The organism is Nocardioides zeicaulis (assembly GCF_042432345.1).
Classification (GTDB): Bacteria; Actinomycetota; Actinomycetes; order Propionibacteriales; family Nocardioidaceae; genus Nocardioides; species Nocardioides zeicaulis.
Genome location: NZ_JBHLXH010000001.1, coordinates 1,911,359 through 1,932,342, shown reverse-complemented (window position 1 = coordinate 1,932,342; position 20,984 = coordinate 1,911,359). Strand labels below are relative to the sequence as shown.

Annotated in this window: 23 protein-coding genes and 1 pseudogene; 8 read left to right on the top strand and 16 right to left on the bottom strand. The window is 73.0% G+C overall.

Annotation, left to right across the window (positions count from 1 at the left end):
• Window positions 1-4: 4 nt before the first annotated feature.
• From ACFFJG_RS09425 to ACFFJG_RS09400, 6 genes and pseudogenes are all read right to left on the bottom strand, one after another.
• The gene (locus ACFFJG_RS09425; protein WP_378518363.1) at window positions 5-1,549 is read right to left on the bottom strand and encodes a carbohydrate-binding domain-containing protein; all 1,545 of its coding nucleotides are present in this window, start codon (window positions 1,547-1,549) and stop codon (window positions 5-7) included.
• A gap of 32 nt (window positions 1,550-1,581) precedes the next feature.
• Window positions 1,582-2,691 carry a glycosyltransferase gene (locus tag ACFFJG_RS09420; RefSeq protein ID WP_378518362.1) on the bottom strand — a complete coding sequence of 370 codons (1,110 nt, stop codon included), beginning with the start codon at window positions 2,689-2,691 and terminating at the stop codon, window positions 1,582-1,584.
• Between the two features lie 3 nt (window positions 2,692-2,694).
• Window positions 2,695-3,624, bottom strand: coding sequence for a phosphodiester glycosidase family protein (locus tag ACFFJG_RS09415; RefSeq protein ID WP_378518361.1), 930 nt, complete (start codon window positions 3,622-3,624; stop codon window positions 2,695-2,697).
• A 90-nt stretch (window positions 3,625-3,714) separates the two neighbouring features.
• A pseudogene (locus tag ACFFJG_RS09410) lies at window positions 3,715-4,035 on the bottom strand (STM3941 family protein); the annotation flags it as partial.
• Between the two features lie 24 nt (window positions 4,036-4,059).
• Window positions 4,060-4,233 carry a hypothetical protein gene (locus ACFFJG_RS09405; protein ID WP_378518359.1) on the bottom strand — a complete coding sequence of 58 codons (174 nt, stop codon included), beginning with the start codon at window positions 4,231-4,233 and terminating at the stop codon, window positions 4,060-4,062.
• 21 nt (window positions 4,234-4,254) lie between these two features.
• On the bottom strand, window positions 4,255-4,773 hold the full coding sequence (locus ACFFJG_RS09400; RefSeq protein WP_378518357.1) for an ATP-dependent zinc protease family protein: 519 nt from the start codon (window positions 4,771-4,773) through the stop codon (window positions 4,255-4,257).
• A 61-nt stretch (window positions 4,774-4,834) separates the two neighbouring features.
• Between ACFFJG_RS09400 and ACFFJG_RS09395 the strand changes: the two genes are divergently transcribed.
• Complete coding sequence (locus ACFFJG_RS09395) at window positions 4,835-6,025, top strand: RimK family alpha-L-glutamate ligase (protein ID WP_446686220.1); 1,191 nt, start codon at window positions 4,835-4,837, stop codon at window positions 6,023-6,025.
• 65 nt (window positions 6,026-6,090) lie between these two features.
• Here the strand turns inward: ACFFJG_RS09395 and ACFFJG_RS09385 are convergent, their stop codons facing one another.
• The gene (locus ACFFJG_RS09385; protein ID WP_378518355.1) at window positions 6,091-6,807 is read right to left on the bottom strand and encodes a CDP-alcohol phosphatidyltransferase family protein; all 717 of its coding nucleotides are present in this window, start codon (window positions 6,805-6,807) and stop codon (window positions 6,091-6,093) included.
• 311 nt (window positions 6,808-7,118) lie between these two features.
• Between ACFFJG_RS09385 and ACFFJG_RS09380 the strand changes: the two genes are divergently transcribed.
• The 3 genes from ACFFJG_RS09380 (at window position 7,119) to ACFFJG_RS09370 (ending at window position 10,517) form a co-directional block, all read left to right on the top strand.
• Window positions 7,119-7,556: a GtrA family protein gene (locus ACFFJG_RS09380; protein ID WP_378518353.1), complete on the top strand. Its 438-nt coding sequence runs from the start codon at window positions 7,119-7,121 to the stop codon at window positions 7,554-7,556.
• Window positions 7,557-8,934: 1,378 nt separating this feature from the next.
• Window positions 8,935-10,269, top strand: a complete 1,335-nt coding sequence (locus ACFFJG_RS09375) for an HNH endonuclease signature motif containing protein (RefSeq protein ID WP_378518351.1) — start codon at window positions 8,935-8,937, stop codon at window positions 10,267-10,269.
• Between the two features lie 77 nt (window positions 10,270-10,346).
• The gene (locus ACFFJG_RS09370; protein ID WP_378518349.1) at window positions 10,347-10,517 is read left to right on the top strand and encodes a hypothetical protein; all 171 of its coding nucleotides are present in this window, start codon (window positions 10,347-10,349) and stop codon (window positions 10,515-10,517) included.
• 25 nt (window positions 10,518-10,542) lie between these two features.
• Here the strand turns inward: ACFFJG_RS09370 and ACFFJG_RS09365 are convergent, their stop codons facing one another.
• Window positions 10,543-10,845, bottom strand: a complete 303-nt coding sequence (locus tag ACFFJG_RS09365; protein WP_378518348.1) for a hypothetical protein — start codon at window positions 10,843-10,845, stop codon at window positions 10,543-10,545.
• A gap of 134 nt (window positions 10,846-10,979) precedes the next feature.
• On the opposite strand from ACFFJG_RS09365, the gene ACFFJG_RS09360 reads away from it, so the two are divergent.
• On the top strand, window positions 10,980-11,606 hold the full coding sequence (locus tag ACFFJG_RS09360) for a PH domain-containing protein (RefSeq protein WP_378518346.1): 627 nt from the start codon (window positions 10,980-10,982) through the stop codon (window positions 11,604-11,606).
• Between the two features lie 20 nt (window positions 11,607-11,626).
• On the opposite strand, the gene ACFFJG_RS09355 is transcribed toward ACFFJG_RS09360, so the two are convergent.
• Both ACFFJG_RS09355 and ACFFJG_RS09350 read right to left on the bottom strand, forming a co-directional pair.
• Complete coding sequence (locus tag ACFFJG_RS09355; protein WP_378518345.1) at window positions 11,627-12,040, bottom strand: hypothetical protein; 414 nt, start codon at window positions 12,038-12,040, stop codon at window positions 11,627-11,629.
• On the bottom strand, window positions 12,037-12,393 hold the full coding sequence (locus tag ACFFJG_RS09350) for a hypothetical protein (RefSeq protein WP_378518343.1): 357 nt from the start codon (window positions 12,391-12,393) through the stop codon (window positions 12,037-12,039). The genes ACFFJG_RS09355 and ACFFJG_RS09350 overlap by 4 nt, the downstream gene beginning before the upstream one ends.
• 110 nt (window positions 12,394-12,503) lie before the next feature.
• On the opposite strand from ACFFJG_RS09350, the gene ACFFJG_RS09345 reads away from it, so the two are divergent.
• Genes ACFFJG_RS09345 through ACFFJG_RS09335 form a run of 3 tightly spaced genes read left to right on the top strand, consistent with a single transcriptional unit; the run spans window position 12,504 to window position 15,213 of the window.
• Window positions 12,504-13,103, top strand: coding sequence for a DUF4956 domain-containing protein (locus ACFFJG_RS09345; protein WP_378518341.1), 600 nt, complete (start codon window positions 12,504-12,506; stop codon window positions 13,101-13,103).
• Window positions 13,100-13,879 (top strand): polyphosphate polymerase domain-containing protein, encoded by a 780-nt coding sequence (locus ACFFJG_RS09340; RefSeq protein WP_378518339.1) that lies wholly within the window; start codon window positions 13,100-13,102, stop codon window positions 13,877-13,879. The genes ACFFJG_RS09345 and ACFFJG_RS09340 overlap by 4 nt, the downstream gene beginning before the upstream one ends.
• On the top strand, window positions 13,876-15,213 hold the full coding sequence (locus ACFFJG_RS09335; protein ID WP_378518337.1) for a CotH kinase family protein: 1,338 nt from the start codon (window positions 13,876-13,878) through the stop codon (window positions 15,211-15,213). Before ACFFJG_RS09340 ends, ACFFJG_RS09335 begins: the two co-directional genes overlap by 4 nt.
• Before the next feature lie 117 nt (window positions 15,214-15,330).
• Here ACFFJG_RS09335 and ACFFJG_RS09330 read toward each other — a convergent pair whose 3' ends face one another.
• The 6 genes from ACFFJG_RS09330 to ACFFJG_RS09305 all read right to left on the bottom strand — a co-directional run bounded on the left by ACFFJG_RS09330 (window position 15,331) and on the right by ACFFJG_RS09305 (window position 20,821).
• Window positions 15,331-16,056, bottom strand: a complete 726-nt coding sequence (locus ACFFJG_RS09330; protein ID WP_378518336.1) for an EcsC family protein — start codon at window positions 16,054-16,056, stop codon at window positions 15,331-15,333.
• Window positions 16,057-16,163: 107 nt separating this feature from the next.
• Complete coding sequence (locus ACFFJG_RS09325; RefSeq protein ID WP_378518334.1) at window positions 16,164-18,437, bottom strand: heavy metal translocating P-type ATPase; 2,274 nt, start codon at window positions 18,435-18,437, stop codon at window positions 16,164-16,166.
• Window positions 18,427-19,362, bottom strand: a complete 936-nt coding sequence (locus tag ACFFJG_RS09320) for a DUF8832 domain-containing protein (protein WP_378518333.1) — start codon at window positions 19,360-19,362, stop codon at window positions 18,427-18,429. The genes ACFFJG_RS09325 and ACFFJG_RS09320 overlap by 11 nt, the downstream gene beginning before the upstream one ends.
• The gene (locus ACFFJG_RS09315; RefSeq protein ID WP_378518331.1) at window positions 19,359-19,565 is read right to left on the bottom strand and encodes a cation transporter; all 207 of its coding nucleotides are present in this window, start codon (window positions 19,563-19,565) and stop codon (window positions 19,359-19,361) included. The genes ACFFJG_RS09320 and ACFFJG_RS09315 overlap by 4 nt, the downstream gene beginning before the upstream one ends.
• A gap of 52 nt (window positions 19,566-19,617) precedes the next feature.
• Window positions 19,618-19,920 (bottom strand): metal-sensitive transcriptional regulator, encoded by a 303-nt coding sequence (locus tag ACFFJG_RS09310; protein ID WP_378518329.1) that lies wholly within the window; start codon window positions 19,918-19,920, stop codon window positions 19,618-19,620.
• Between the two features lie 16 nt (window positions 19,921-19,936).
• A complete protein-coding gene (locus ACFFJG_RS09305; RefSeq protein WP_378518328.1) occupies window positions 19,937-20,821 on the bottom strand; it encodes a glycerophosphodiester phosphodiesterase family protein in 885 nt (294 codons plus the stop codon).
• Window positions 20,822-20,984 lie beyond the last annotated feature (163 nt).

Sequence of the window (20,984 nt, the reverse complement as noted above, 5' to 3'; positions counted from 1 at the left end):
GGTGTCAGCCGCCCATCGGGCCGCCCATGCCGGTGCCCGCGGGGGCCTCGCCGGCGGTGACGGTCGTCGAGCTGTCGCCGACGGTGACGACGTACGTCGCGCCCTGCTCGAGGTCGGCGGAGGACCAGACGATCGAGGCGTAGTCCTTCTCCGGGGTGTACGACGCCACCTCGGTGCCGTCCTCGTCGGTGACGACGACCTCGGTGCCGGCCGCTGCGGTGGAGTCGAGGGCGGCGGCGATCCAGGCCTGGTCGGAGTCGGTGGAGGGGGCGACCATCATCCCGGCGCTGCCGGTGGCGACGAGGGTGCCGCCGGACACGTCGAAGGTGCCGTTGACGTCGAGCGCGCCGTTGCCGTCGGTGGTGGGGCCGTAGACGGTGATGTCGCCGCCGGTGATCGTGGCGTCGCCGTTGGAGTCGAGGCCGTCGCCGCTGGCCCACACCTCGAGGGTGCCGCCGTTGACGTAGAGGTGCAGCGAGCCGTCGGCCTCCGCGCCACCGCCCATCCCGCCACCCGTCTGGCCGGCCTGGCCGTCGGTGGACGCGCTGTCGTCGGAGGAGGCGACGTTGACGCCGTCGTCGGCGGAGTGCAGCTCGAGGTCGCCGCCGTCGATGACGACCAGCGAGCCCTCCAGCGCCTCGGTGGACCCGGAGACCAGGACGGTGCCGCCGGAGACCAGCACCTGGGTGCCCTTGATGCCGTCGTCCTGCGAGGAGACGGCGAGCTCGCCGCCCTCGACGAGCACGAAGCCGGTGCCGGCGTCGTCGGTGTTGGTGGCCTTGAAGGTGTCACCGGCTGCGTCGACGGTGACGGTGCCGTCGGTGAGGACGAGGTAGTCCTTGCCGATGATGCCGTCGTCGACCGAGGTGACGTCGATCGTGCCGCCGGTGATCACCAGGCCGTCCTTGCCGACGATGCCGTTGTTGCTGGTGCCCGTCACGGTCAGCGACCCCGAGCCGCCGACGGTGAGGTCGGCGCTCGACCACAGCGCGCCGGTGGGCGCGTCGTCGGACGTGTCGGCGTAGGTGGTGGCGTCGGTGAGTGCGTTGTCGCTGCCGTCGGCGAGCACCACCACGACCGACTCGGCGTCGGTCACGGCGATCGCGGCGGAGACCTCGGAGGTGATCGTCGCGTCGTCGAGCACGAGGCGTACGACGCCGTCGCCGGCGCTGTCGACGACCACCTGGCCGGTCAGCTCGCCGGACAGCACGTAGGTGCCGGCGGCGGAGATGGTGACCGTTCCGTCGGAGGGGGTGACGGCGTCGGAGTCGGCGGTGGCGGACGTGCCGTGGAGGGTGACCGGGGTCGCGGACGACGCGTCGTAGGAGGTGTCCCCGGTCTCGACGGCGATGTCGTCGGCGAGCACCTCCTCGACGGTCGTGCCGTCGGAGGTGGCGACCGCGCTGGTCGTCGCGCCGCTGGTCGAGCCTGACGTGGAGGTGGTGTCGTCGCTGGCGACGGAGGCGCCGCAGCCGGCGAGCAGGACGGTGGCCGCGACGCCGGCGACGGCGGCCCGGAGCCGGGGCCAGCGGGGAGGGAGGTGGCGCATGGGTGCGGCCTTTCGAGGGAGGTCGGGTCGGGTCAGCGACCCGTTGCATCGATCGTGCGGGCCGCGCCTGTCGCCGGGGTGGGGTCGTCCTGTCCGTCTCCTGTGAGCCGGTCGCGGGGTGCGAAGACGAACGCCCGCTGGGCCGCGAAGCTCGACGACACGAGCGCGACCTCGGTCAGCAGCTTCGCCGGCAGCAGGGCGAGGCCGGCGGCGTGGAGGGTGCTGAGGAGGAGGTAGTTGGTGGCCAGCAGCACGGTGGCCAGGGCGGCGTACCGCCAGGCCGCGGAGCGGGCGCGCACCCGCCGTCCGCCGTCGAAGACCAGGCGCCGGTTGACGGTGAAGTTGATCCCCGCGCTGGTCAGGCGGGCGCCGACGACCGCGAGGAGCAGGTCGCCGGTGAGCGCCTGCAGGCCGAGCAGGGCGACGGTGTCGATCACGAACGCTGCGAGCGACGAGGCGAGGAAGGCGAGCAGCGGTGCGTAGACGCGCAGCGAGTCGACGACGGGGCGGAAGTGCGAGGAGGAGTCGTCGAGGTAGATCGTCGCGATCGGCACGGGGTCGAGCGCGATGCCCGCCCGGGCGACGCGCAGCAGCACCTGCAGCTCGTACTCGTAGCGCTCGCCCGGCACGCTGCACGCCCAGGTGAGGATCCCGGCGGGCAGGCCGCGCAGGCCGGTCTGGGTGTCGGTCAGCGTGGTGCGGGTCGCGGCGGTGAACAGCCATCGCGTGACGGTGTTGCCGACCCTGCTGCGCAGGGGTACCGCGCCGTCGAAGGTGCGGGTGCCGAGCACGACGCGGCGCGCGTCGGGGTCTTCGAGCAGGCGCTCGCCGACGGCGACGACGTCCTCCATGGCGTGCTGGCCGTCGGCGTCGATGCACACCACCGCACTGCCGGGCCGGGTGGCCGCGACGTGCGCGAGCCCGGTCTTGAGCGCGGCGCCCTTGCCGCGGTTGTCAGCGATGGTGAGCACCTCGGCGCCGAGGGTGCGCGCCTGCGCGAGGAGGTCGGCGTACGCCGGCCCGGACCCGTCGTCGACGACGAGCAGGTGCCAGCCGGGACGGGCCGCGCGGAGGTCGGCGAGCGTGCGGAGCAGGGCCGGTCCGGGGCGGTACGCCGGGACCAGGACGGTCGGGGCCGGCACGGGTCAGCCCTTGACGTAGAGGATGTCGGAGGTGCCGCGCTCGCCGCCGTTGCTCGGCCGGTTGACGACCTCGCCGTCGAAGAACATCGTCGAGGAGCCGCCGCCGTCGATGTTGTAGGCGGTCAGCGCCCCGAGGCCCTTCATCAGCGTCGCCAGCTCGGTCATCGACGCGCCGGCGCTGTAGCCGGTGTCGCGGCCGTCGACGACGACGAGCAGCAGGTGGTTGTCGCCGACGACGCCGACGGCGGTGCGCGGCTGGTCGCCCTGGATGGAGTGGTTGCCGAAGTTGGTGTCGACCTCGACGTCGTCGATGCCGTCCAGCACCTCGCCGTCGGCGACGAGGGCGGGACCGAAGGAGAGCGTGTTCCACACGCCGGCGTCGACCAGGGCCTGCGCGCTCGTGGCGGTCTCGTCGTAGAGCTCGACGTGGCCGTCGCGGTGGAACGCCAGCCCCTCGCGTGCGCCGGCGTCGCGCCACGCGACCCCGTTGCGCACCACGATGCCGGTCTCGCGGAAGCCGTAGTAGTCGCCGTTGATCGCGAAGACAGCGCCGTTCTGCTCGGCGATGTCGGAGGTCTCGTCGACGATGTTGGTGCCGAAGGAGTCCTGCGCGAAGGCCGAGCGGAGCACGGTCGCGTCGCTGAGGTGGAGCTCGGCGACGAAGTAGGTGACGGTCGCGTCGCCCGAGCCGGTGGTCACCTCCCTGACGGAGATCGTCGTGCCGTCCGCGCTCCAGCCGCCGTCGGTCAGGACGGCGTCGGAGGTGTCCAGCTCGGCGCCGTCGCTGCCGCGGCTCTCCTCGTACGCCGAGGCGTCGGCGACCTCGACGTGGTCGACGACGTAGCGGTCGAGCGCCCAGGCGCCGCCCCCCGTCGTGAGGGTCAGGGTGGTGAGGCCGCCGATGAGGACGGCGCGTCGCGAGGGTGCGGGCATGGGTGCTCCAGTCGTCGAGGTGTCCCCCGACGATCGGAGCCGTGCCTGTCCGCGCCCTGTGGCGCAGCCAGCGCCCGGGTGTGGGTGTGGTCAGTCCGCGCGGTGGCGCTCGTGCCAGCGCTCGCTCGCCGCGAGCATCGTGGCCAGCAGCGTCTCGTGGTCGGTGCGCAGCCCGGCGTGGGTGATCGCGACCGGCGAGCCGACCAGGCGGATGTTGGCGCGCGCCGCGGCCCGGCCGTACCAGGCGGCGCGGCGGGCGTACGCGACCGGGTCGACGACGTGGACGACCACGCTGGTGCTGCCGGACATGGTCCACGTGCGGATGCCGACCACGTCGGACCACGGCACCCGGCCGACCGAGAGGGCCGAGCTGTGGTCGTCGAAGCCCTCGTCGTCGACCACGAGCCCCGGTCCGGGGCGGAAGCCGAGCGCGGCTCACAGCACGCCGAACACCCCGAACGTCAGCACGCCGACGGCGCCGACCACGAGGCCCAGGGGACCGGTGGTCATGAGGAACACCGACACGACGACGAAGGCCACGCAGCCGAGGAGGAGGGTCGCGGCCTTGGTGCGGCTGCGCGCGAAGGTGACGGGCACGGGGGTGAGCATGCCAGCACGTCGGGGGGCGGGTCAGCGACCCCAGTTCTTGCGGCGGACCGCCCGCCTGGGCTTCCCGCCGGCGTAGGACAGGGAGGAGTCGACGAGGAAGCCGCGCTCGAGGGCCTCGCGGCCGACGAGCATCCGGAAGCCCATCTCGTCGCGGTTGCTGAGCGTCATCTCGGTGGTGATCGTGCGCCCGGCGAGGGTGACGTCCATGGCGACGGCGTAGCGCCTCTCGACCTGGCCGTTGCTCGAGCGCACCTCGCGCACGTCGAGGACGGGGAGGCTGAGCTCGACGTGGTCGTCGTCGGACCGCTGCCACGGGTGGATGGAGAACCGCACCCACTCCGCGCCGTCGCGCACGTAGGACTCGAGGTCGAAGGCGTGGATCGACGACGACCGCGCGCCGGTGTCGATCTTGGCCTTCATCCACGCCACGCCCGCCTGCGGCAGGCCCACCCACTCACGCCAGCCGAGGATCACCTTCGCCGCGCTCGGAGGCGCGGTGGCGTCGTCCGGGTCGACGGGCGGCGGCGGGGTGGAGGACACCCGTCCATCCTGTCAGGAGGGTGGGGTGGGCGTCGGGGGCGAGGTGGTTGTATGACCCACCATGAAGCTCGCCATCCTCTCCCGGGCTCCCCGCTCGTACAGCACGCAGCGCCTGCGCACCGCGGCGATCGACCGCGGCCACGACGTGAAGGTGCTCAACACGCTGCGCTTCGGCATCGACCTGTCGGGCGACGAGCCCGACCTGCTCTTCCGCGGCAAGCAGCTGTCGACGTACGACGCGGTGCTCCCGAGGATCGGCAACTCCATCACCTACTTCGGCACGGCCGTCGTGCGGCAGTTCGAGCAGATGGACGTCTACACGCCCAACACGAGCTACGGCATCGCCAACAGCCGCGACAAGCTGCGCGCCACGCAGATCCTGTCGCGCCACGGGATCCCCATGCCGGCCACGACCTTCGTGCGCGACCGCGCCGACGTGATCCCGGCGATCGAGCGCGTCGGCGGTGCGCCCGTCGTGATCAAGCTGCTCGAGGGCACCCAGGGCATCGGCGTGATCCTCGCGCCCACCATCAAGGTGGCCGAGGCGATCATCGAGACGCTCCAGAGCACCCGGCAGAACGTGCTGATCCAGCGCTTCGTCAAGGAGAGCAAGGGCCGCGACATCCGCGCCCTCGTCGTCGGCGACCGGGTGGTCGCCGCGATGCGCCGCGTGGCGCAGGGCGACGAGTTCCGCTCCAACGTCCACCGCGGCGGCAGCGTCGAGGCGGTGGAGCTCGACGAGGAGTTCGAGCGCGTCGCCGTCCGCTCCGCGCAGATCATGGGCCTGCGCGTCGCCGGTGTCGACATGCTCGAGGGCCGCAATGGCCCGCAGGTGATGGAGGTGAACTCCTCGCCCGGCCTTGAGGGCATCGAGTCCGCCACCAAGCTCGACGTTGCCGGCGCGATCATCGACTACATCGACAACCAGGTCGCCTTCCCCGACATCGACGTACGCCAGCGGCTGACCGTCTCCACCGGCTACGGCGTCGCCGAGATCGTCGTCCACACCGGCTCCGACATGGTCGGCAAGAAGCTCGGCGACTCCGGCCTCGACGAGCGCGACATCACCGTCCTCACGCTCCACCGCGGCCCCCAGGTCATCCCGAACCCCCGCAACAAGACCGTCCTGGAGGGCGAGGACCGGCTGCTGTGCTTCGGCAAGCTCGAGGAGATGCGCTCGATGATCCCCGACCGCAAGCAGAAGCGGGTCAGGCGCCTGATGAAGAAGGACATGCCTGCGGAGAGCAGCTGACTGCTCAAAGTCGCGCCCACGTCGACGTACGCACGGAGCGCCCCCGGACAGCGTGGGCGCTCGGCTCAACGCCGCAGGGTCAGCACGACGCTGGCTGCGGCGTAGTAGGCCACGTACAGCAGCGACAGCACGGTGACGACGACGCTCGGGTCGGGAAACTGCACCAGCAGCACGGCGTACGTCACCAGCCACGACCCGGCCAGGACGAGGTTGAGGCTGCGAGCGGTGGCCGTGCGGGACGGGTAGACGTACTTGATGGGCACGAAGACCAGCGCCGCGCAGGTCAGCAGCAGCGCCGCGGTCACTCCGGGCGAGACGTCCAGCACGATCACGTAGAGGGCCAGGACGTTCCAGTAGCTCGGGAACCCCAGGAAGAAGTGGTCGTCGGTCTTGGCGTCGGTGCGGCAGAACTGGTAGCTGGACGCCAGGAGCGGCAGCACCGCGAGCACGGTGCCGAGCCGCCCGTCGGGCAGGTGGCCGCCGTGCCAGAGCAGGAAGACCGGCACGAAGCAGTAGGTGATGTAGTCGACGATGTCGTCGAGCCGCGCGCCGTCGAAGGTCGGGATGACCTCCTTGACGCGGAGCCGGCGAGCGAGCATGCCGTCGGTGCCGTCGATGAGCAGGGCGAGGAAGAGCCACCACAGCGCCGTGATCTCCTCGCCGCCGACGCTGGCCGTCAGGGCGAGGAACGCGATCGCGGTGCCGCTGGCGGTGTAGGCGTGCAGGGCCCAGCCCGCGGCGCGGAGCCGCGGCGAGTCCTTGGCGACGTACGTCGCGGTCATGTGGGTAGCTACCTCTCGGTCACGCCCCGCAGGGCGTCTGCGCGTGGGCCGGATGCCCGCCGCTCGAGCGCCCGCTGGTGTTGGCAACGCCAAGCATGCGGGATCAGGCTCGGCACGACGAACAGGACAGGGCCGTCTGGACCGTCGAAGTGCATCTCCCTCGGAGCGCGGTGCCGCAGCAGTGGGGAGCCGGGGCGTCGGGGTGCCAGAATTGCCTCGCCATGCCACCCGTCCCGTCAGTGCCGAACGCTCGAGCGGGATCGCCGACCCTCGGAGAGCGGCCGAGAGGCAGCAGGTGGCGGACGGTCCTCGTGCAGCTCGTGGTCTTCGCGTGCGTGGGCGCTGCGTTCAACGTGCTGTACGGACTGCTCTACGTCCTCCTCCGGGAGCAGCTCAGCGCGCAGCCGGCGAACGCCCTCGCGCTCGTGCTGTCGACGATCGCCGGGACGTTCGGGCATCGCTACATCACGTTCGGGGTCCGTGGCACGGACCGGACCGTGCAGCACCAGGCCCTCGGGCTCGCCCTCCTGGCCTTCAGCCTCGCCGTGACGGCCGGCGCCCTGTGGGTGCTCGACGCCACCGTCGCCGAGCCGTCGCGTCCGCAGGAGCTGGCGGTCCTCGTCGCGGCCAACCTCGGCACCGGCCTGGTGCGTTTCTGGGCATTCCGGGTCGCGATGGTGGGCGGGCGGGGCTCGCAGGAGGCCAGCGGCGCGACCGGTTCGGACGTCTCGGCCACCCGTGCGCCCTAGGCGGCCCACGGGCGCGGGGTGAGATGGTGTGGGCGGACCGCCTGGTCCCGGTCGCGCGTACGGAGCTGCCGCGATCTGGCGGGCGAGGGCGCGCGTCTTGCCGCCGCGTGCCGGCGTCACCGAGTCCGAGGTGTGAACGACGCAAGGTGCCGGCACGCGACTCACAAGCCATTCCGCCTCATGCACTTGCACTGCCGGTGTCGGCAGTCCTCGGTACGGTCCTGTCGTGGACATCCAAGCGGTTGAGGGCAGCGGCAGAAGCGCAATGCTTCGTCTGGTCCGTTGGAGTCCCGTCCTCATCGCAGCGTCTACACCGGAGTCGGCGGGGACGCTTCCGTGCAATCCGAGCCGGATCCGGGCGCACGCCTAGTGGCTCGTCGTTACCGTCGCCGCGGGCACTACCGGCGGAGTCCGAACGGTGGCCGTCACTACGTGCGCTCGCACGCGGTCACTCGACCCTCCCGTGGTTCACGAAAGCCACCGCGAGCGGGCTCTGGGCGCACGACACCCGTTCGGCGTCCGCCCTCGGCGCCTCCGGCGCCGCGAAGTCGATTCATCCAGCCCATGCCTTCGGAGCCCAACGCCACGTGTCCGATCTGCGGCGCCAGGGTCTACTTCTGGAAGAACCAGTCCGGGTCGAAGGTGTGGTTCGACTCGCTCGGGCACCCGTGGCCAAGACATCCGTGCCTAGATGTTGCTTCCGCGCCAACTCGGCAGCTTCAGACTCCGATCGGACTCCGCGTCAGCCTGGCCGAGATGCGCGAGGCGCAGCGCTCAGCCGAGGGTCCTCTTCCGCCTACTCGGATCGTCGCGGCGGTCGCACCTGCCGAGACCGGCGGCTGCCTGACCGTAGTGGCTGGCTTACTGGCTACGTTCTCAGTCGTTTGCATGCTCAACTGGTGGCGCCTGGTCGCCTCGGGCGAAGATGGCGCCGCTGCTACGGCCGTACCCACCGTGGTTGCCCTTCTAGTGGTCGCGGGTTGCATGCGAATTCTGAGACGTCAAAGGGCTTCTGGTCTCGAGGAAGCTCAAGCGCAGTGGGCGGCAAGCCACACCAGCCAAACTTGACCGTCGATGAAGCGCCGCCTCGAGCTCGCCACCGTCGCTAGGTCCCCAATCGCAGGCGGCCCGCGGCCTTGGAGCACGGGAATCCAACTGCTGCCTGGCTTCGTCAGACGTGCGTGCTTCCGCCGACTGTGCAGCCGCCCACCGCACGCACACCCATCCCGTTGTCGGTGGCGACCTCTAGGATCGAGGCATCGAGCGAGCGAGCTCGGGTCCTCCGTGAAGCCACACATCAGGCTGAATCTTCCTCCAGGCACTGACCCACGACCGTAGTTGTCGACGCGTCCGCAAGGGGCGCGGGAGGGGCAGTGACATGAGTGCAGTGCCGGCGGAACCGCTCCGCGACGGCGGGTGGCGTGCCCCGGGCACGGAGTCGAGCGAGTCGCCGGTCGTACGCCGGGTGCTGGCGCGTGTGGACGCGACGCTGACCGACCTGGCGCAGCTGGGAGACCTGCCTCTCGGTGACGACGACGTCGTGCGGGTGCTCGACGCCCTGACCAGCGCGTCGAGCCGTTTGACCCGCGAGCTGTGCCGGGCGGCGGCGGAGGCTGATCGCCGGCGCCTCGGGGACAGCATCGGGGCGCGACACACCCACCAGTGGTGGGCCGCTCGCAGTCGTCAGACTCACGCGGAAGCGGCGCGGCTGACCGGTCTCGGGTGTGCGTTCGAGGACGACCTCCACGCGCCGACCGGGCGAGCACTGGCCGACGGTCGGCTGCGGGTGGAGCAGGCGCGGGTGATCGTCCAGGCCGTCGACGCGATCCCGACCAGCGTCCACGCCAGTGATGGCACCGCGCGGATCATCGACCCGGGCGCCCCCGCACAGGCCCGTGACCACCTGCTCGCCGCCGCGGCCGAGCACGACTCGAAGGCACTGCGCCGCCTTGGCCGGCGCATCCTCGAGGTCGTCGCCCCCGAGCTCGGCGAGGCACAGGAGGCCGCCACAATGGCGAAGGAGGAGGCGCGAGCCGACGCCGGCGTGGAGCTCGTCCTCGTCGACGACGGCGAGGGCCGCTGCCACGGCCGCTTCACCGTCCCCTCCCACGTCGGCGCGATGCTGCGGCGTCACCTCCTCGCCCTGGCCAACCCCGCGCGGCACACCGAGGCCGCACTGCGCGACGAGCAGGGAGGGTGGAAGCCGCTGCACCGCCGCCTGGGCGAGGCGCTCGTCGACTACGTCGAGCGCTACCCCGTCGACGCCACCCCGCAGACCGCCGGCGTCAACGCCACCATCGTCATCACGATGACCTTCGAGCAGCTCCTCGGCGAGCACGCCACCGCCCTGCTCGACGACGGCACCCGCATGTCCGCAGCCCAGGCCCGGAGACTCGCCTGCGAGGCCGGGATCATCCCCGCGGTCCTCGGCGGCGACAGTCAGGTCCTCGACCTGGGACGCACCAGGCGGCTCTTCACCAAGGCCCAGAGGATCGCACTCGGCCTGCGCGACCGCGGCTGCACCGCGCGCGGCTGCGAGACCACCGCGTCCGGGTGCCACGCCCACCACGACGACCCCTGGTCCCGCGGCGGCGCCACCGACCTCGCCAACGGCCGGTTGCTCTGCCCCCGCCACCACAGGCTCGCGCACGACCTCCGCTACGCCATGACCGCCCACGCCGACAACAAGGTCACCTTCGTCAGGCGGACGTAGGCCGACCGGCCCGCCTCCCACGGACGTCGAGCGCTACTGTCTGCCGACCGCGTACACATCGACGGAGGGGGATCGTGATGGACCAGCTGGCGTGCCCGTTGTGCCAGGGGACGGAGTTCGAGCGGCAGGAGTCGCGACAGGACTCGAGGTGGGGCTTCACCTCGCACAGGATGACGCTGATGATCTGTCTGCAGTGCCGCTACGTGCTGCACTTCTCCGACGGCCACTCCTTCTTCGACTTCGACTGACCGACAGCCGGGGCAGCGAGTCCGCTCAGGGCTCGTAGGGCTTGTCCTCGCTGCGCGGGTCGAGGCTCGGGTAGCCGGCCTTCGGAGCGCGCCCCTCGGGGTTCGGCTCGTCGCCGCCCTCGCTCTGCTCGGGCGGGGCGTCGTCGGGAGCGGACTGGCGGGACGTGTCGCGGAGGCCGTCGGTGGCGACCTGCCCCGGACCGGCGTGGCCGACCCGCTCGCTGCTCGAGCCCATGCCGCCGGCGGCGCCCTCGGGGCCGTCCGAGTTCGGCGTGCCCCGCCGCTCCTCGGTCGCGGGCTTATCGGTCGTCTCATCCGGGTTGCTCATGGTGGCCCCTTCGGCGTGGGTGGTGCCGTCCCGTTCCCCGACCGGCGTCGACCATGCACCCCTACGCGTGGGCGCCGAGGGCGCTGGTCCGGGTTGGATGGGGTCGTGCCCCCCTCCCACCACGGACGCCGCTGATGGCCCTCCTCGACAGCGACGCCGGGCTGCTCGTCACCGCTGCGCCCGGCACCGCCAGCACCGCGCTGCGTGAAGCGCTCCTCGCGCGCCCCGGCGTCACGGAGGTCCCGGCCGGCGGGCAGGTCAGGGCGGCGGGGATCGACGTCAAGCACGCCACCGTCCGCGAGCTGGTCGAGGCCGGGTTCGTCGAGGCCGACCACGGTCTGCGCGTCGTCACCACAACCCGCAACCCGTTCGACTTCTACGTCGCCGAGTACGAGCGCACCCGCCGTCGCTGGGTCCACCACCTGCGCGACCCGGAGTCGTGGGTGCACCAGACGCCGGGTGCGGTGGACCGGATCGTCGACGCCGTGACGTCCGAGTTCGGCGAGTGGCTCGCCAAGGTGCTGGCCGAGCCGGGCCCGCGGCGGATCAACCGCGGTCACGTCGACGAGGCCGATGTCGTGCTGCGGATGGAGCACCTCGAGGACGACCTCCGCGACCTGGCCGGCCTCGACGTCACCGTCGCGCCCACCAACGTCACCGACCGCGAGCGCGCGTACTGGCGGTCGTACGACGTCGCCAGCCGCCGGCTCGTCGAGACCGCCCACGCCGCCGACCTGGAGCTGTTCGGCTACGCGTTCTGAGGGCCTGCGGCTGCTGGGCGCTACTCCTGCCGGGGCCGCGTGCGCCAGAGCCACGCGAGCCCGGTGAACGGCAGCACGAGCGGCAGCCAGCCGTAGCCGGCGCCGTAGTCGGACCACACGGTCTGGTCGGGGAAGAGCTCGGGGTCGAGGAGGGTGAGGGTGCCGACCGTGAGGACGCCGACGAGCTCGAAGCCGACGGCGGCGACCGCGAGGCGGCGGGGTCGAGGGCCGACCTCGGCGAGGCCGAGGGTGGCGGCGATGTAGACGAGGCCGGCGATCGCGGAGAGCGTGTACGCCAGCGGCGCCTCGGACGCCTTCGTGCCGAGCTGCACCAACGAGCGGGCGGTCGCGGCGAGGGCGAACACGGCGTACACCGCGACGAGCGCGCGCCCGGCGCCCGACTTGGTGGACGGCTGGGTGGACGGGGCGCTCACGGCCACACCTGCAGGGCGCGGACCACCACGAACGCCTGGGCGAGGCCGGCCACGGCGAGGACGGCGGTCGCACCCCGGCTGCGCTCGGCGAGCGACCACACGAAGCCGATCGGCAGCAGGACGAGCCCGGCGAGGAGGTACCCGAAGAGCGTGACCGCGCGGCCGCCCGGCAGGTCGGCGTCGCCGACCTGGGTCGCCGCGACCACCAGCAGCACGAGCGAGGCCGCCTCGATCACGCCGGCAAGGCCGAGCAGTCCCCAGTCGGGGGTGCGGGCGAGCGCGACGTAGACGAGCACGACCGCGGCGAACGCCAGCGAGGCGTAGATGAGCGCGAGGGGGAGGGGTCCGTCCACGAGTGCAGATTCTCCCAGAGGGCACCTCACAGACCGGCCACAGGCTCGGTGCAGGTCGGCGACAGGTGGCGGCGCGAACCTCGGGGCACACCGACCCGGAGGAACCCCGCATGAACCCCACCTACCTGCTCGCCGCCGTCGACCTGGTCGCCGTGCTGGTGCTCGCGCTCGCCGTCTACTACCCGCGCCACCGTCGCGCCGACCTCGTCACCGCGTTCGTCGCGGTCAACATGGGCGTGCTGGCGGTGACCATCGTGCTGTCCAGCAGCGCCGCCACGGTCGGTCTGGGGCTCGGGCTCTTCGGCGTGCTGTCGATCATCCGGCTGCGCTCCGACGAGCTCGGCCAGCACGAGATCGCCTACTACTTCGCCGCCCTCGCCATCGGCCTGCTCGGCGGGCTGGGCACGCCCGACCCGGCGATGTCGATCGCGCTGATGGTCGCGCTGGTGGCCGTCCTCGCGGTCGCCGACAGCAAGCTGCTGCACGGCACCGGCCTGCGGCAGGTCGTCGTCCTGGACTCCGCGATCACCGACGAGCCGACGCTCGTGGAGCGCCTCGAGCTGCTGCTCGACGCCCGCGTCACCCGGGTGACACCGGTGCGCGTCGACCTCGTCAACGACACCACGACCGTCGAGGTCCACTACGCCCCGACGCCCGCGCCGGCCATGCCCAGCGCGGAGCGCCACGACGCGGCGGTGCTGACGCGATGAACCTCGTCGACACCCTCCCCACCGTCGGCCTCGACGAGCTCAACGCCGAGGCCGCGCTGCTCACCCGCGTCGACCGCAAGTACGTCGTCCCGGCCGCCGACCTCGACCTCCTCCTCACCGGCACCCCGGGCCTCCGCGTCCTGGAGGTCGGCGGGCGGCGCGAGTCGCGCTACGAGTCGACCTACCTCGACACCGTGGGGCTCGACTCCTGGACGTCCTCGGCCCACCGCCGGCGGCGGCGCTGGAAGGTGCGGACGCGGGTCTACGCCGACACCGGCGAGTGCTGGCTGGAGGTGAAGACCCGCGGCCGGCGCGGCGCGACCGTCAAGGAGCGGCTGCCGCACCCCGGCGGCGACCGGCTCTCGGTGCCGGAGGCCTGCGGGCCGTGGGTGCGCGAGCAGCTCGGGCAGGCGCACGTCAGCGGCGTCGACCCGTACGGCCTGGTGCCGACGCTGCACACGGCGTACGCCCGCACCACCTTCCTGCTGCCCGGCGGCACCGGCCGCGCGACCGTCGACCGCGACCTGCGGTGGGTCACCGGGCACGGCACGGCCGAGGTCGGTGACGTGCTCGTCGTCGAGACCAAGTCGGGCTCGACCGGCCCCGGCCCGCTCGACCGGCGGCTGTGGGACCTCGGGCACCGCCCGGTGCGGATCTCCAAGTACGGCACCGGGCTGGCGCTGCTGACCCCCGGCCTCCCAGGCAACCGGTGGCACCGCGTCACCTCGCGGCACCTCGCCGGCCACCTCACGATCAAGGCGGGGGTGCTGGCGTGAGGCGGCGCACGTTCGTGGCCTCGTGGGCGGTCGTCGCCGCTCTCGGCCTCGCGGGGTGCTCGGCGCCCGACCCGGCCCCGTCGGCCTCCGCCGTCTCGACCGCGGCGCGTCAGGTCGCGGCCGGTACCGGCGTCTGGGACGAGTCGCAGCTGCACGAGATCGGCATAGAGGTCGACGCCGACGCCGTCGCGCAGATGATCGACACCTACCAGGCCAGCGGCGACAAGGAGTGGCTCGAGGCCACCGTGACGATCGACGGCACGACCTACGAGAAGGCCGGCATCCGGCTCAAGGGCAACTCCTCCCTGCGCGGGGTCTCCGACGACTCCGACCCGGCCGACCTGCCGTGGCTGCTGCGCCTCGACGAGTTCGTCGACGGGCAGTCGGCCGACGGGTGGACGTCGTTCGTGGTGCGGTCCAACAGCTCGGAGACCGCGCTCAACGAGGCGGTTGCGCTCGACCTGCTCGCCGAGGCGGGGCTCGCCAGCGAGCACGCGGTGTCGACGGCGTTCAGCGTCAACGGCTCCGACGCCCGGTTGCGGCTGGTCGTGCAGGACCTCGACGAGGAGTGGGAGGCGGAGAACTTCTCCACCGCCGGGCTGCTCTACAAGTCCGAGGCGAGCGGCGACTGGTCGTGGCGCGGCGACGACCCCGACGCCTACACCGACGTCTTCGACCAGGAGACCGGCGACGACGACCTCACCCCGCTCATCGACCTGCTCGACTTCCTCAACAACAGCTCCGACGCCGACTTCGAGGCCGGGCTGCCGTCGCGCCTCGACGTGGACGCGTTCGCGCGCTACCTCGCCTTCGAGGAGCTCGTCGACAACTTCGACGACATCGACGGCCCGGGCAACAACTCCTACCTGCGCTACGACGCCACCTCCGGCGGCTTCACGGTCGTGGCCTGGGACCACAACCTCGCCTTCGGCGGAGCGCCCGGCGGTGGGGGCGCGGGCGGCGGGCCCGGCGGCCCCGGCGGCTTCGGCGGCGGTCCGGGTGGCGACGGCGAACGGCCCGAGGGGATGCCGACGGACCTGCCGACCGACCCGCCGTCACCCCCCGACGGCGTACGTCCCGACGGCGGGGGCCCGGGGGGCGGGCCGGGCGGCGGGTCCAACGTGCTCGTCGAGCGCTTCACCGCGGTCGAGGAGTGGGCCGCGCTGGTCGAGCAGGCGAAGGCCGACCTGACCGACGAGCTGGTCGGCAGCGGCGTCGCGGAGCAGGCGCTCGCCGCACGCGTGGCCGTGCTCACCGAGCAGGCCGGCGACCTCGTCGACGCCTCGACCGTGCAGGACGAGGCCGACGCCATCCGGTCGTCGCTCGCCTCCTGAGGTGCGCTTCGGTGGTTGAGGTGCGAGCGCAGCGAGCCTCGAAACCACGCGCAGGACGGTCTCGGGCTCGTCGCCGGCGCTCCTCGCACCCCGACCAGCGAGAGCGCGCGCGGTGGGTCAGGCGGGCCGCTGGTCGCCGCCGGCGGTGGGGAACTCCTTCATCGCCTGGTCGGCGATCTTCTTCATCATGAACCCGTCGATGCCGCCGCCCACGACGCCGCCGGCGAACGGGATCCCGCGGCCGAACCGGGCCAGGATCTTCTCGCTCACGCCCCGCATGAGCCGGAATCCGACCGCCTTGTTGACGACCATCAGCGCGGCGGGCGGCAGGCCCCGGAGGGCGTACGTCGCGGCCCGGCTGCCGGCGGAGGCCATCCCGGCCTTCTTCAGCACCTCGTCGGAGTCCGAGCCGACGAGCGTGAGGAGGACGGCCGTGCGCACGCGCGGCTCGTCGAGGTCGTACCCGCGCAGCGACGCGATGGCACCGACCATGCGGGTGGCGAGGAGGTAGAACTCGGCGACGTTGACCGGCAGCGAGACCGGCATCGTCACGAAGCCGCCGACACCGGTGAGGAAGCCGCCGGCCGCGCCACTGACGGTGGCGCGGCGGGCGAGGGCGGCGATCGCCTTCTCCGGGTCGCCCCCGGCCTTCTGCAGCGCCTCGCGGGCGACCTGCTCGGCGGGACGCAGCGGCCCGCGGCCCTGGAGGCCGGCCTCCACGAGCATCGTCACGAGGCGGTCGATGGCCCCGGGATCGGTGTCCTGGTCTCGCGCAGCCTCGAGGGCGGCGCGGGTCTTCCTGGACTCCTTCGAGCCCGGCGTCACGAGGTCCTTGAGTCCCATGGGCACACCCTAGGAGCAGCTGCCCCCCGAGCGTCCCGCCCCCAGCGGTGACCCAGCCACGTTCTGGACCCCGAGAAGGTGGCTGGGCCACCGCTCGCGGCGCCCGGTCAGGCGACCGACGAGCGGAAGCCGCGGAGCCGGAGGCTGTTGGTGACGACGAAGACGCTGGAGAACGCCATCGCGGCGCCGGCGAGCATCGGGTTGAGCAGGCCGGCGGCGGCCAGAGGGAGGGCGGCGACGTTGTAGGCGAACGCCCAGAACAGGTTGCCGCGGATCACCGCGAGCGTGCGCCGGGCCAGCTGGATCGCGTCGACGGCGACGAGCAGGTCGCCGCGCACGAGCGTCAGGTCGCTGGCCTCGATCGCCACGTCGGTGCCGGTGCCCATCGCCAGCCCGAGGTCGGCCTGCGCGAGCGCTGCGGCGTCGTTGACGCCGTCGCCGGCCATCGCGACGACCTTGCCGGCCGCCTGAAGCCGCCGCACCTCGGCGACCTTGTCGGCGGGCATCACGTCGGCGACGACGTCGTCGATCCCCACCTGCGCCGCGACGTGGCGGGCGGCACGCTCGTTGTCGCCCGTCACCAGGACGGGCGTGAGGCCGAGCTCGCGCAGGCGGCGTACGGCCTCGGCGGAGGTCGGCTTCACGGTGTCGCCGACCGCGATCACGCCCCGCGCGCGGCCGTCCCACCCGACGGCGACGGCGGTCAGGCCCTCGGCCTGCGCCCGGTCGACCGCGTCGGCGAGCGCGTCGGGCAGTGGCTGCGACCAGTCGGCCAGCAGCTGGGGGCGGCCCACGACGACCGCGTGGCCGTCGACGACGCCCTCGACCCCGAGGCCCTCGCGGTTGGTGAAGCCCTCCACTCCCGGCACCTGAGGACGTGGTGCAGCCGACACGCCGGTCCCGGGTCGCCGGGCGTCCTCAGAGGCGGGCACGTGCGCGGCGATCGCGCGGGCGACCGGGTGCTCGGAGGCCGACTCGAGGGCCGCGGCGAGGCGGCACACGTCGTCCTCCGACTCACCCTCGGCGACCACCACGGACTGCACGGTCATGTCGCCGGTGGTCACGGTGCCGGTCTTGTCGAGCACGATCGTGTCCACGCGACGGGTGGACTCGAGCACCTCGGGACCCTTGATCAGGATCCCGAGCTGGGCGCCGCGGCCGGTGCCGACCATGAGCGCGGTCGGCGTGGCCAGGCCCAGCGCGCAGGGGCAGGCGATGATCAGCACCGAGACGGCAGCGGTGAAGGCGGCCGTGGCGCCACCGCCCGCGCCCAGCCAGAAGCCGAGCGTCGCGACGGACAGGGCGATGACGACCGGCACGAACACGCCGGAGACGCGGTCGGCGAGGCGCTGCACCTCGGCCTTGCCGTTCTGGGCGTCCTCGACCAGGCGCGCCATCTGGGCGAGCTGGGTGTCGGCGCCCACCCGCGTCGCGCGTACGACGAGCCTCCCGCCGGCGTTCACGCACCCGCCGACGACGTCGTCGCCGACGCCGACCTCGACGGGCACGGACTCGCCGGTGAGCATCGAGGCGTCGACCGCCGAGCTGCCCTCGACGACGACCCCGTCGGTGGCGACCTTCTCGCCGGGGCGGACGACGAAGGTGTCACCGACGGCGAGCTGGTCGACCGGGACGCGGGTCTCGACGCCGTCACGGATGACCGCCGCCTCGCGCGCGCCGAGCTCGAGCAGCGCCCGGAGCGCGGCGCCGGCCCGCCGCTTGGAGCGGTGCTCCAGCCAGCGGCCGGCCAGGAGGAACGTCGTCACGCCGGCGGCGGCCTCGAGGTAGATGTTGCCGCTGCCGTCGGTGCGCTCGACGGTGATGCGGAACGGGTGGGTCATCCCGGGCTCGCCCGCGGTGCCGAGGAACAGCGCCCACAGCGACCAGCCGAACGCGGCCAGCACGCCGACCGAGACGAGGGTGTCCATGGTGGTGGCGCCGTGGCGCAGGTTGGTCCACGCCGCGCGGTGGAAGGGCAACGCGCCCCACACGACGACGGGTGCGGCCAGCGCGAGCGAGGCCCACTGCCAGAAGTCGAACTGCCAGGCCGGCACCATCGCGAGCAGCACGACCGGCACGCTCAGGACGGCGCTGACGACGAGCCGCTGCAGCAGCGGGTCGCGCTCCGGCGCCCCGTCGGGGACCTCCGCGGACGGGGGTGCGGGCAGCCTGGCTGCGTACCCGGCGGCCTCGACCGTGCGGAGCAGGTCGTCGGTGGAGACGGTGCCGGGGTAGGACACCTTCGCCTTCTCCGTGGCGTAGTTGACGGTGGCGGTGACGCCGTCGAGCTTGTTGAGCTTGCGCTCGATGCGGTTCGCGCACGAGGCGCACGTCATGCCGGTGATGGCGAGCTCGACGTCGGAGAGCTGGTCAGTGCTCATGGTCGCTCCCTCCGTGGTCGTCGGACCCGGCAGGCGCGCCGCCGGCCTCGACGGTGAACGCCGCGGTGCGGACCCGCCCGCGGTGCTGGAAGTCGAGGAACAGCCGGTAGGTCCCCGCGGTCGGGAACGCCGTCGCGAAGTCGATCTCCGGGCCGGCGGGACCGTCCTCGGGGTGGACGTGGAGGTAGCCCAGGTCGCCGGCCCGGATCGCGACGAGGTGGCCGAAGGCGCCGAGGTAGGGCTCGAGGTCGGTGACCGGGCGGCCGTCGAGCTCGACGGCCGCGGTCAGCACGGTGCTCGCGCCGGGCGCGGTGTCGCCGTCGAGCCTCACCTCGTAGGTCCCCTCCGGTGTGCGGACCCGCGCGGTGCGGGTGTCGGCGGGCAGCGCCTCGGGGCGGTAGTCACCGGCGACGGACACGTCGTCGGCCAGCACGATGCCGTCCCAGCCCGCCGGGGTCAGGTCGGCGACGACCCGCCACACGCCGGGGGTCAGGCGGACGTCGACCGACCACTCGCCGGTGGCCCGGTCGAGGGTCGGGTGGACGTGCTGGAACCCCGTCAGGTCACGGCGTACGACGACGAGGTGGAGGTCCTTCTCGTGCGTGCGGGTGTAGTCGAGCAGCGGCCGGCCACTCGAGGTCAGCACCCGGAACGCGAGCCGGGTCCTGCCCGCGGGCAGCGTGCGGTCGTCGAGCGCCAGCGTGTAGCCGTCGGCCTGCGCGGTCAGCCCGGTCGCGTCGGCGACGGTCGCGCCGTGGTCGGCGTGCTCGTCCCCGTGCTCGTCCCCGTGCCCGGTCATGCCCTCGTGCGCCGCCTGTGCAGGCTCGGCTCCGACCGGCCCCACGACGCGACCGGCCACCCACGCCACCGCGAAGGCGGCGACGAGGGCGGCGACGAAGGCGCTGACGCGGACGGGGGTGCTCATGAGAGGGCGTACCCCGCTTCCTCGACGGCGGCGCGGACGGCCGCCTCGTCGAGCGGCTGGGCGCTGGTGACGGTGACGGCGCCGGTCTCGACGACGACGTCGACGTCCTCCACGCCCGCGATCTCGGAGAGCTCCTCGGTGACGGAGGCGGCGCAGTGGCCGCAGGTCATGCCGGTGACGGTGTAGGTGGTGGTGGCGCTCATGGCGTGCTCCTTCTTCGGTGGTTGAGGTGCGAACGGAGTGAGCCTCGAGACCTCACGACTTCACGAGCCGGGCGATGGCCTCGGAGGCTTCCTTGAGCTTCTCCTCCTGCTCGGCCCCGCCCTGGCGCGCGGCGTCGACCAGGCAGTGGGCCATGTGGTCGTCGAGCAGCGACAGCGCCAGCGCCTGGAGCGCCTTGGTGGCGGCGGAGACCTGGGTGAGGATGTCGATGCAGTACTTCTCCTCCTCGACCATCCGCTCGATCCCGCGCACCTGGCCCTCGATGCGGCGCAGCCGCTTGAGGTGGGCGGCCTTCGCCGCGTCGTTGCCCTCGAGGTGGCCGTGCTTGTCGCTCATGTCGTCGACGATACCCCTAGGGGGTATGGCGTTCAACCCCGCGGCTCGGTAGTCCGCTGCGTACGGCCGGTGTCCGGTGCCCGCGGACCGGCCGAGCGCCGCGGACTACGGCAGGGAGGTGAGCAGGGGTCGCCGGGGCCGGGCGCACCCACTGGCCGCGCGCGACGAGCACCTCCCGGAGCAGGTCGGGGCGGTCGGTGATGATCCCGTCGACCCCGGCGTCGAGCAGCGCGTGCATCGTGGCGGGCTCGTCGACGGTCCACACCACGACCCGGATGCCGAGGTCGTGGGCGCGCCCGATCACCCGCTCGGAGTGCACGGGCAGCCGGCCGAGCCGCAGCGGCACGTGCGCGAACGCCCCGCCCGACCGCACGCCGAGGGGACGTACGCCGCCGCGCGCGCACGCGACCAGCGACGTCAGCGAGCGCCACCCCAGCGCCGTGGTCACGCCCGGCGCCTCGTCCTGGAGCCGGCGCAGCCAGCGGTTCCACGCGCCCGCCACCAGGACCCGGTCGGCCCAGCCGGGGCGGGTGCGGAGCAGGCGCGCCATCGGGTCGATCGCCCGCTCGTCCTTGAGGTCGACGGCGAACCGCGCCTGCGGGAACGTCGCCATCGCCTCGGCCAGCGTCGGCACCTGCTCCGTGCCGCCGACGCGCAGCCGCCGGAGCTCGGCCAGGGTGAGGTCCGCGACCCGGCCGGGGTGGCCGGTGACGCGGGCGAGCGTCGTGTCGTGGAAGCACACGACGTGGCCGTCGCGGGTGACGTGGACGTCGGTCTCGAGGTGGGTCAGCCCGAGCGCCGTCGAGCGCCCGAACGCCGCGAGGGTGTTCTCCGGGGCGAGGGCAGCGCCCCCGCGGTGCGCGATCGCGAGCGGACCGCCCTGGTCGCCGTAGCTGGTCACGGATCCAGCATCGACGCGGGGCCGGGCCGCTGTCGCGCCGGAACGGCGTTCGCGCACGAGTGTTCACCGACATGACGGACCAGGACACCCTCGTGGACGCTGGACGCACGCCATGGCGGTGGTCGAGCGGACACAGGTCCGCTCGACCCCCACCGTCGACGGC

What these genes read in the sequence shown, in the direction of transcription:
- ACFFJG_RS09310 (WP_378518329.1), bottom strand. Translation starts at nt 19,920, where the DNA reads ATGAGCGACAAGCACGGCCACCTCGAGGGCAACGACGCGGCGAAGGCC.
- ACFFJG_RS09320 (WP_378518333.1), bottom strand. Translation starts at nt 19,362, where the DNA reads ATGAGCACCCCCGTCCGCGTCAGCGCCTTCGTCGCCGCCCTCGTCGCC.
- ACFFJG_RS09330 (WP_378518336.1), bottom strand. Translation starts at nt 16,056, where the DNA reads ATGGGACTCAAGGACCTCGTGACGCCGGGCTCGAAGGAGTCCAGGAAG.
- ACFFJG_RS09365 (WP_378518348.1), bottom strand. Translation starts at nt 10,845, where the DNA reads ATGAGCAACCCGGATGAGACGACCGATAAGCCCGCGACCGAGGAGCGG.
- ACFFJG_RS09375 (WP_378518351.1), top strand. Translation starts at nt 8,935, where the DNA reads ATGAGTGCAGTGCCGGCGGAACCGCTCCGCGACGGCGGGTGGCGTGCC.
- ACFFJG_RS09340 (WP_378518339.1), top strand. Translation starts at nt 13,100, where the DNA reads ATGAACCTCGTCGACACCCTCCCCACCGTCGGCCTCGACGAGCTCAAC.
- ACFFJG_RS09370 (WP_378518349.1), top strand. Translation starts at nt 10,347, where the DNA reads ATGGACCAGCTGGCGTGCCCGTTGTGCCAGGGGACGGAGTTCGAGCGG.
- ACFFJG_RS09385 (WP_378518355.1), bottom strand. Translation starts at nt 6,807, where the DNA reads ATGACCGCGACGTACGTCGCCAAGGACTCGCCGCGGCTCCGCGCCGCG.
- ACFFJG_RS09415 (WP_378518361.1), bottom strand. Translation starts at nt 3,624, where the DNA reads ATGCCCGCACCCTCGCGACGCGCCGTCCTCATCGGCGGCCTCACCACC.
- ACFFJG_RS09405 (WP_378518359.1), bottom strand. Translation starts at nt 4,233, where the DNA reads ATGCTCACCCCCGTGCCCGTCACCTTCGCGCGCAGCCGCACCAAGGCC.
- ACFFJG_RS09345 (WP_378518341.1), top strand. Translation starts at nt 12,504, where the DNA reads ATGAACCCCACCTACCTGCTCGCCGCCGTCGACCTGGTCGCCGTGCTG.
- ACFFJG_RS09360 (WP_378518346.1), top strand. Translation starts at nt 10,980, where the DNA reads ATGGCCCTCCTCGACAGCGACGCCGGGCTGCTCGTCACCGCTGCGCCC.
- ACFFJG_RS09315 (WP_378518331.1), bottom strand. Translation starts at nt 19,565, where the DNA reads ATGAGCGCCACCACCACCTACACCGTCACCGGCATGACCTGCGGCCAC.
- ACFFJG_RS09425 (WP_378518363.1), bottom strand. Translation starts at nt 1,549, where the DNA reads ATGCGCCACCTCCCTCCCCGCTGGCCCCGGCTCCGGGCCGCCGTCGCC.
- ACFFJG_RS09325 (WP_378518334.1), bottom strand. Translation starts at nt 18,437, where the DNA reads ATGAGCACTGACCAGCTCTCCGACGTCGAGCTCGCCATCACCGGCATG.
- ACFFJG_RS09395 (WP_446686220.1), top strand. Translation starts at nt 4,835, where the DNA reads ATGAAGCTCGCCATCCTCTCCCGGGCTCCCCGCTCGTACAGCACGCAG.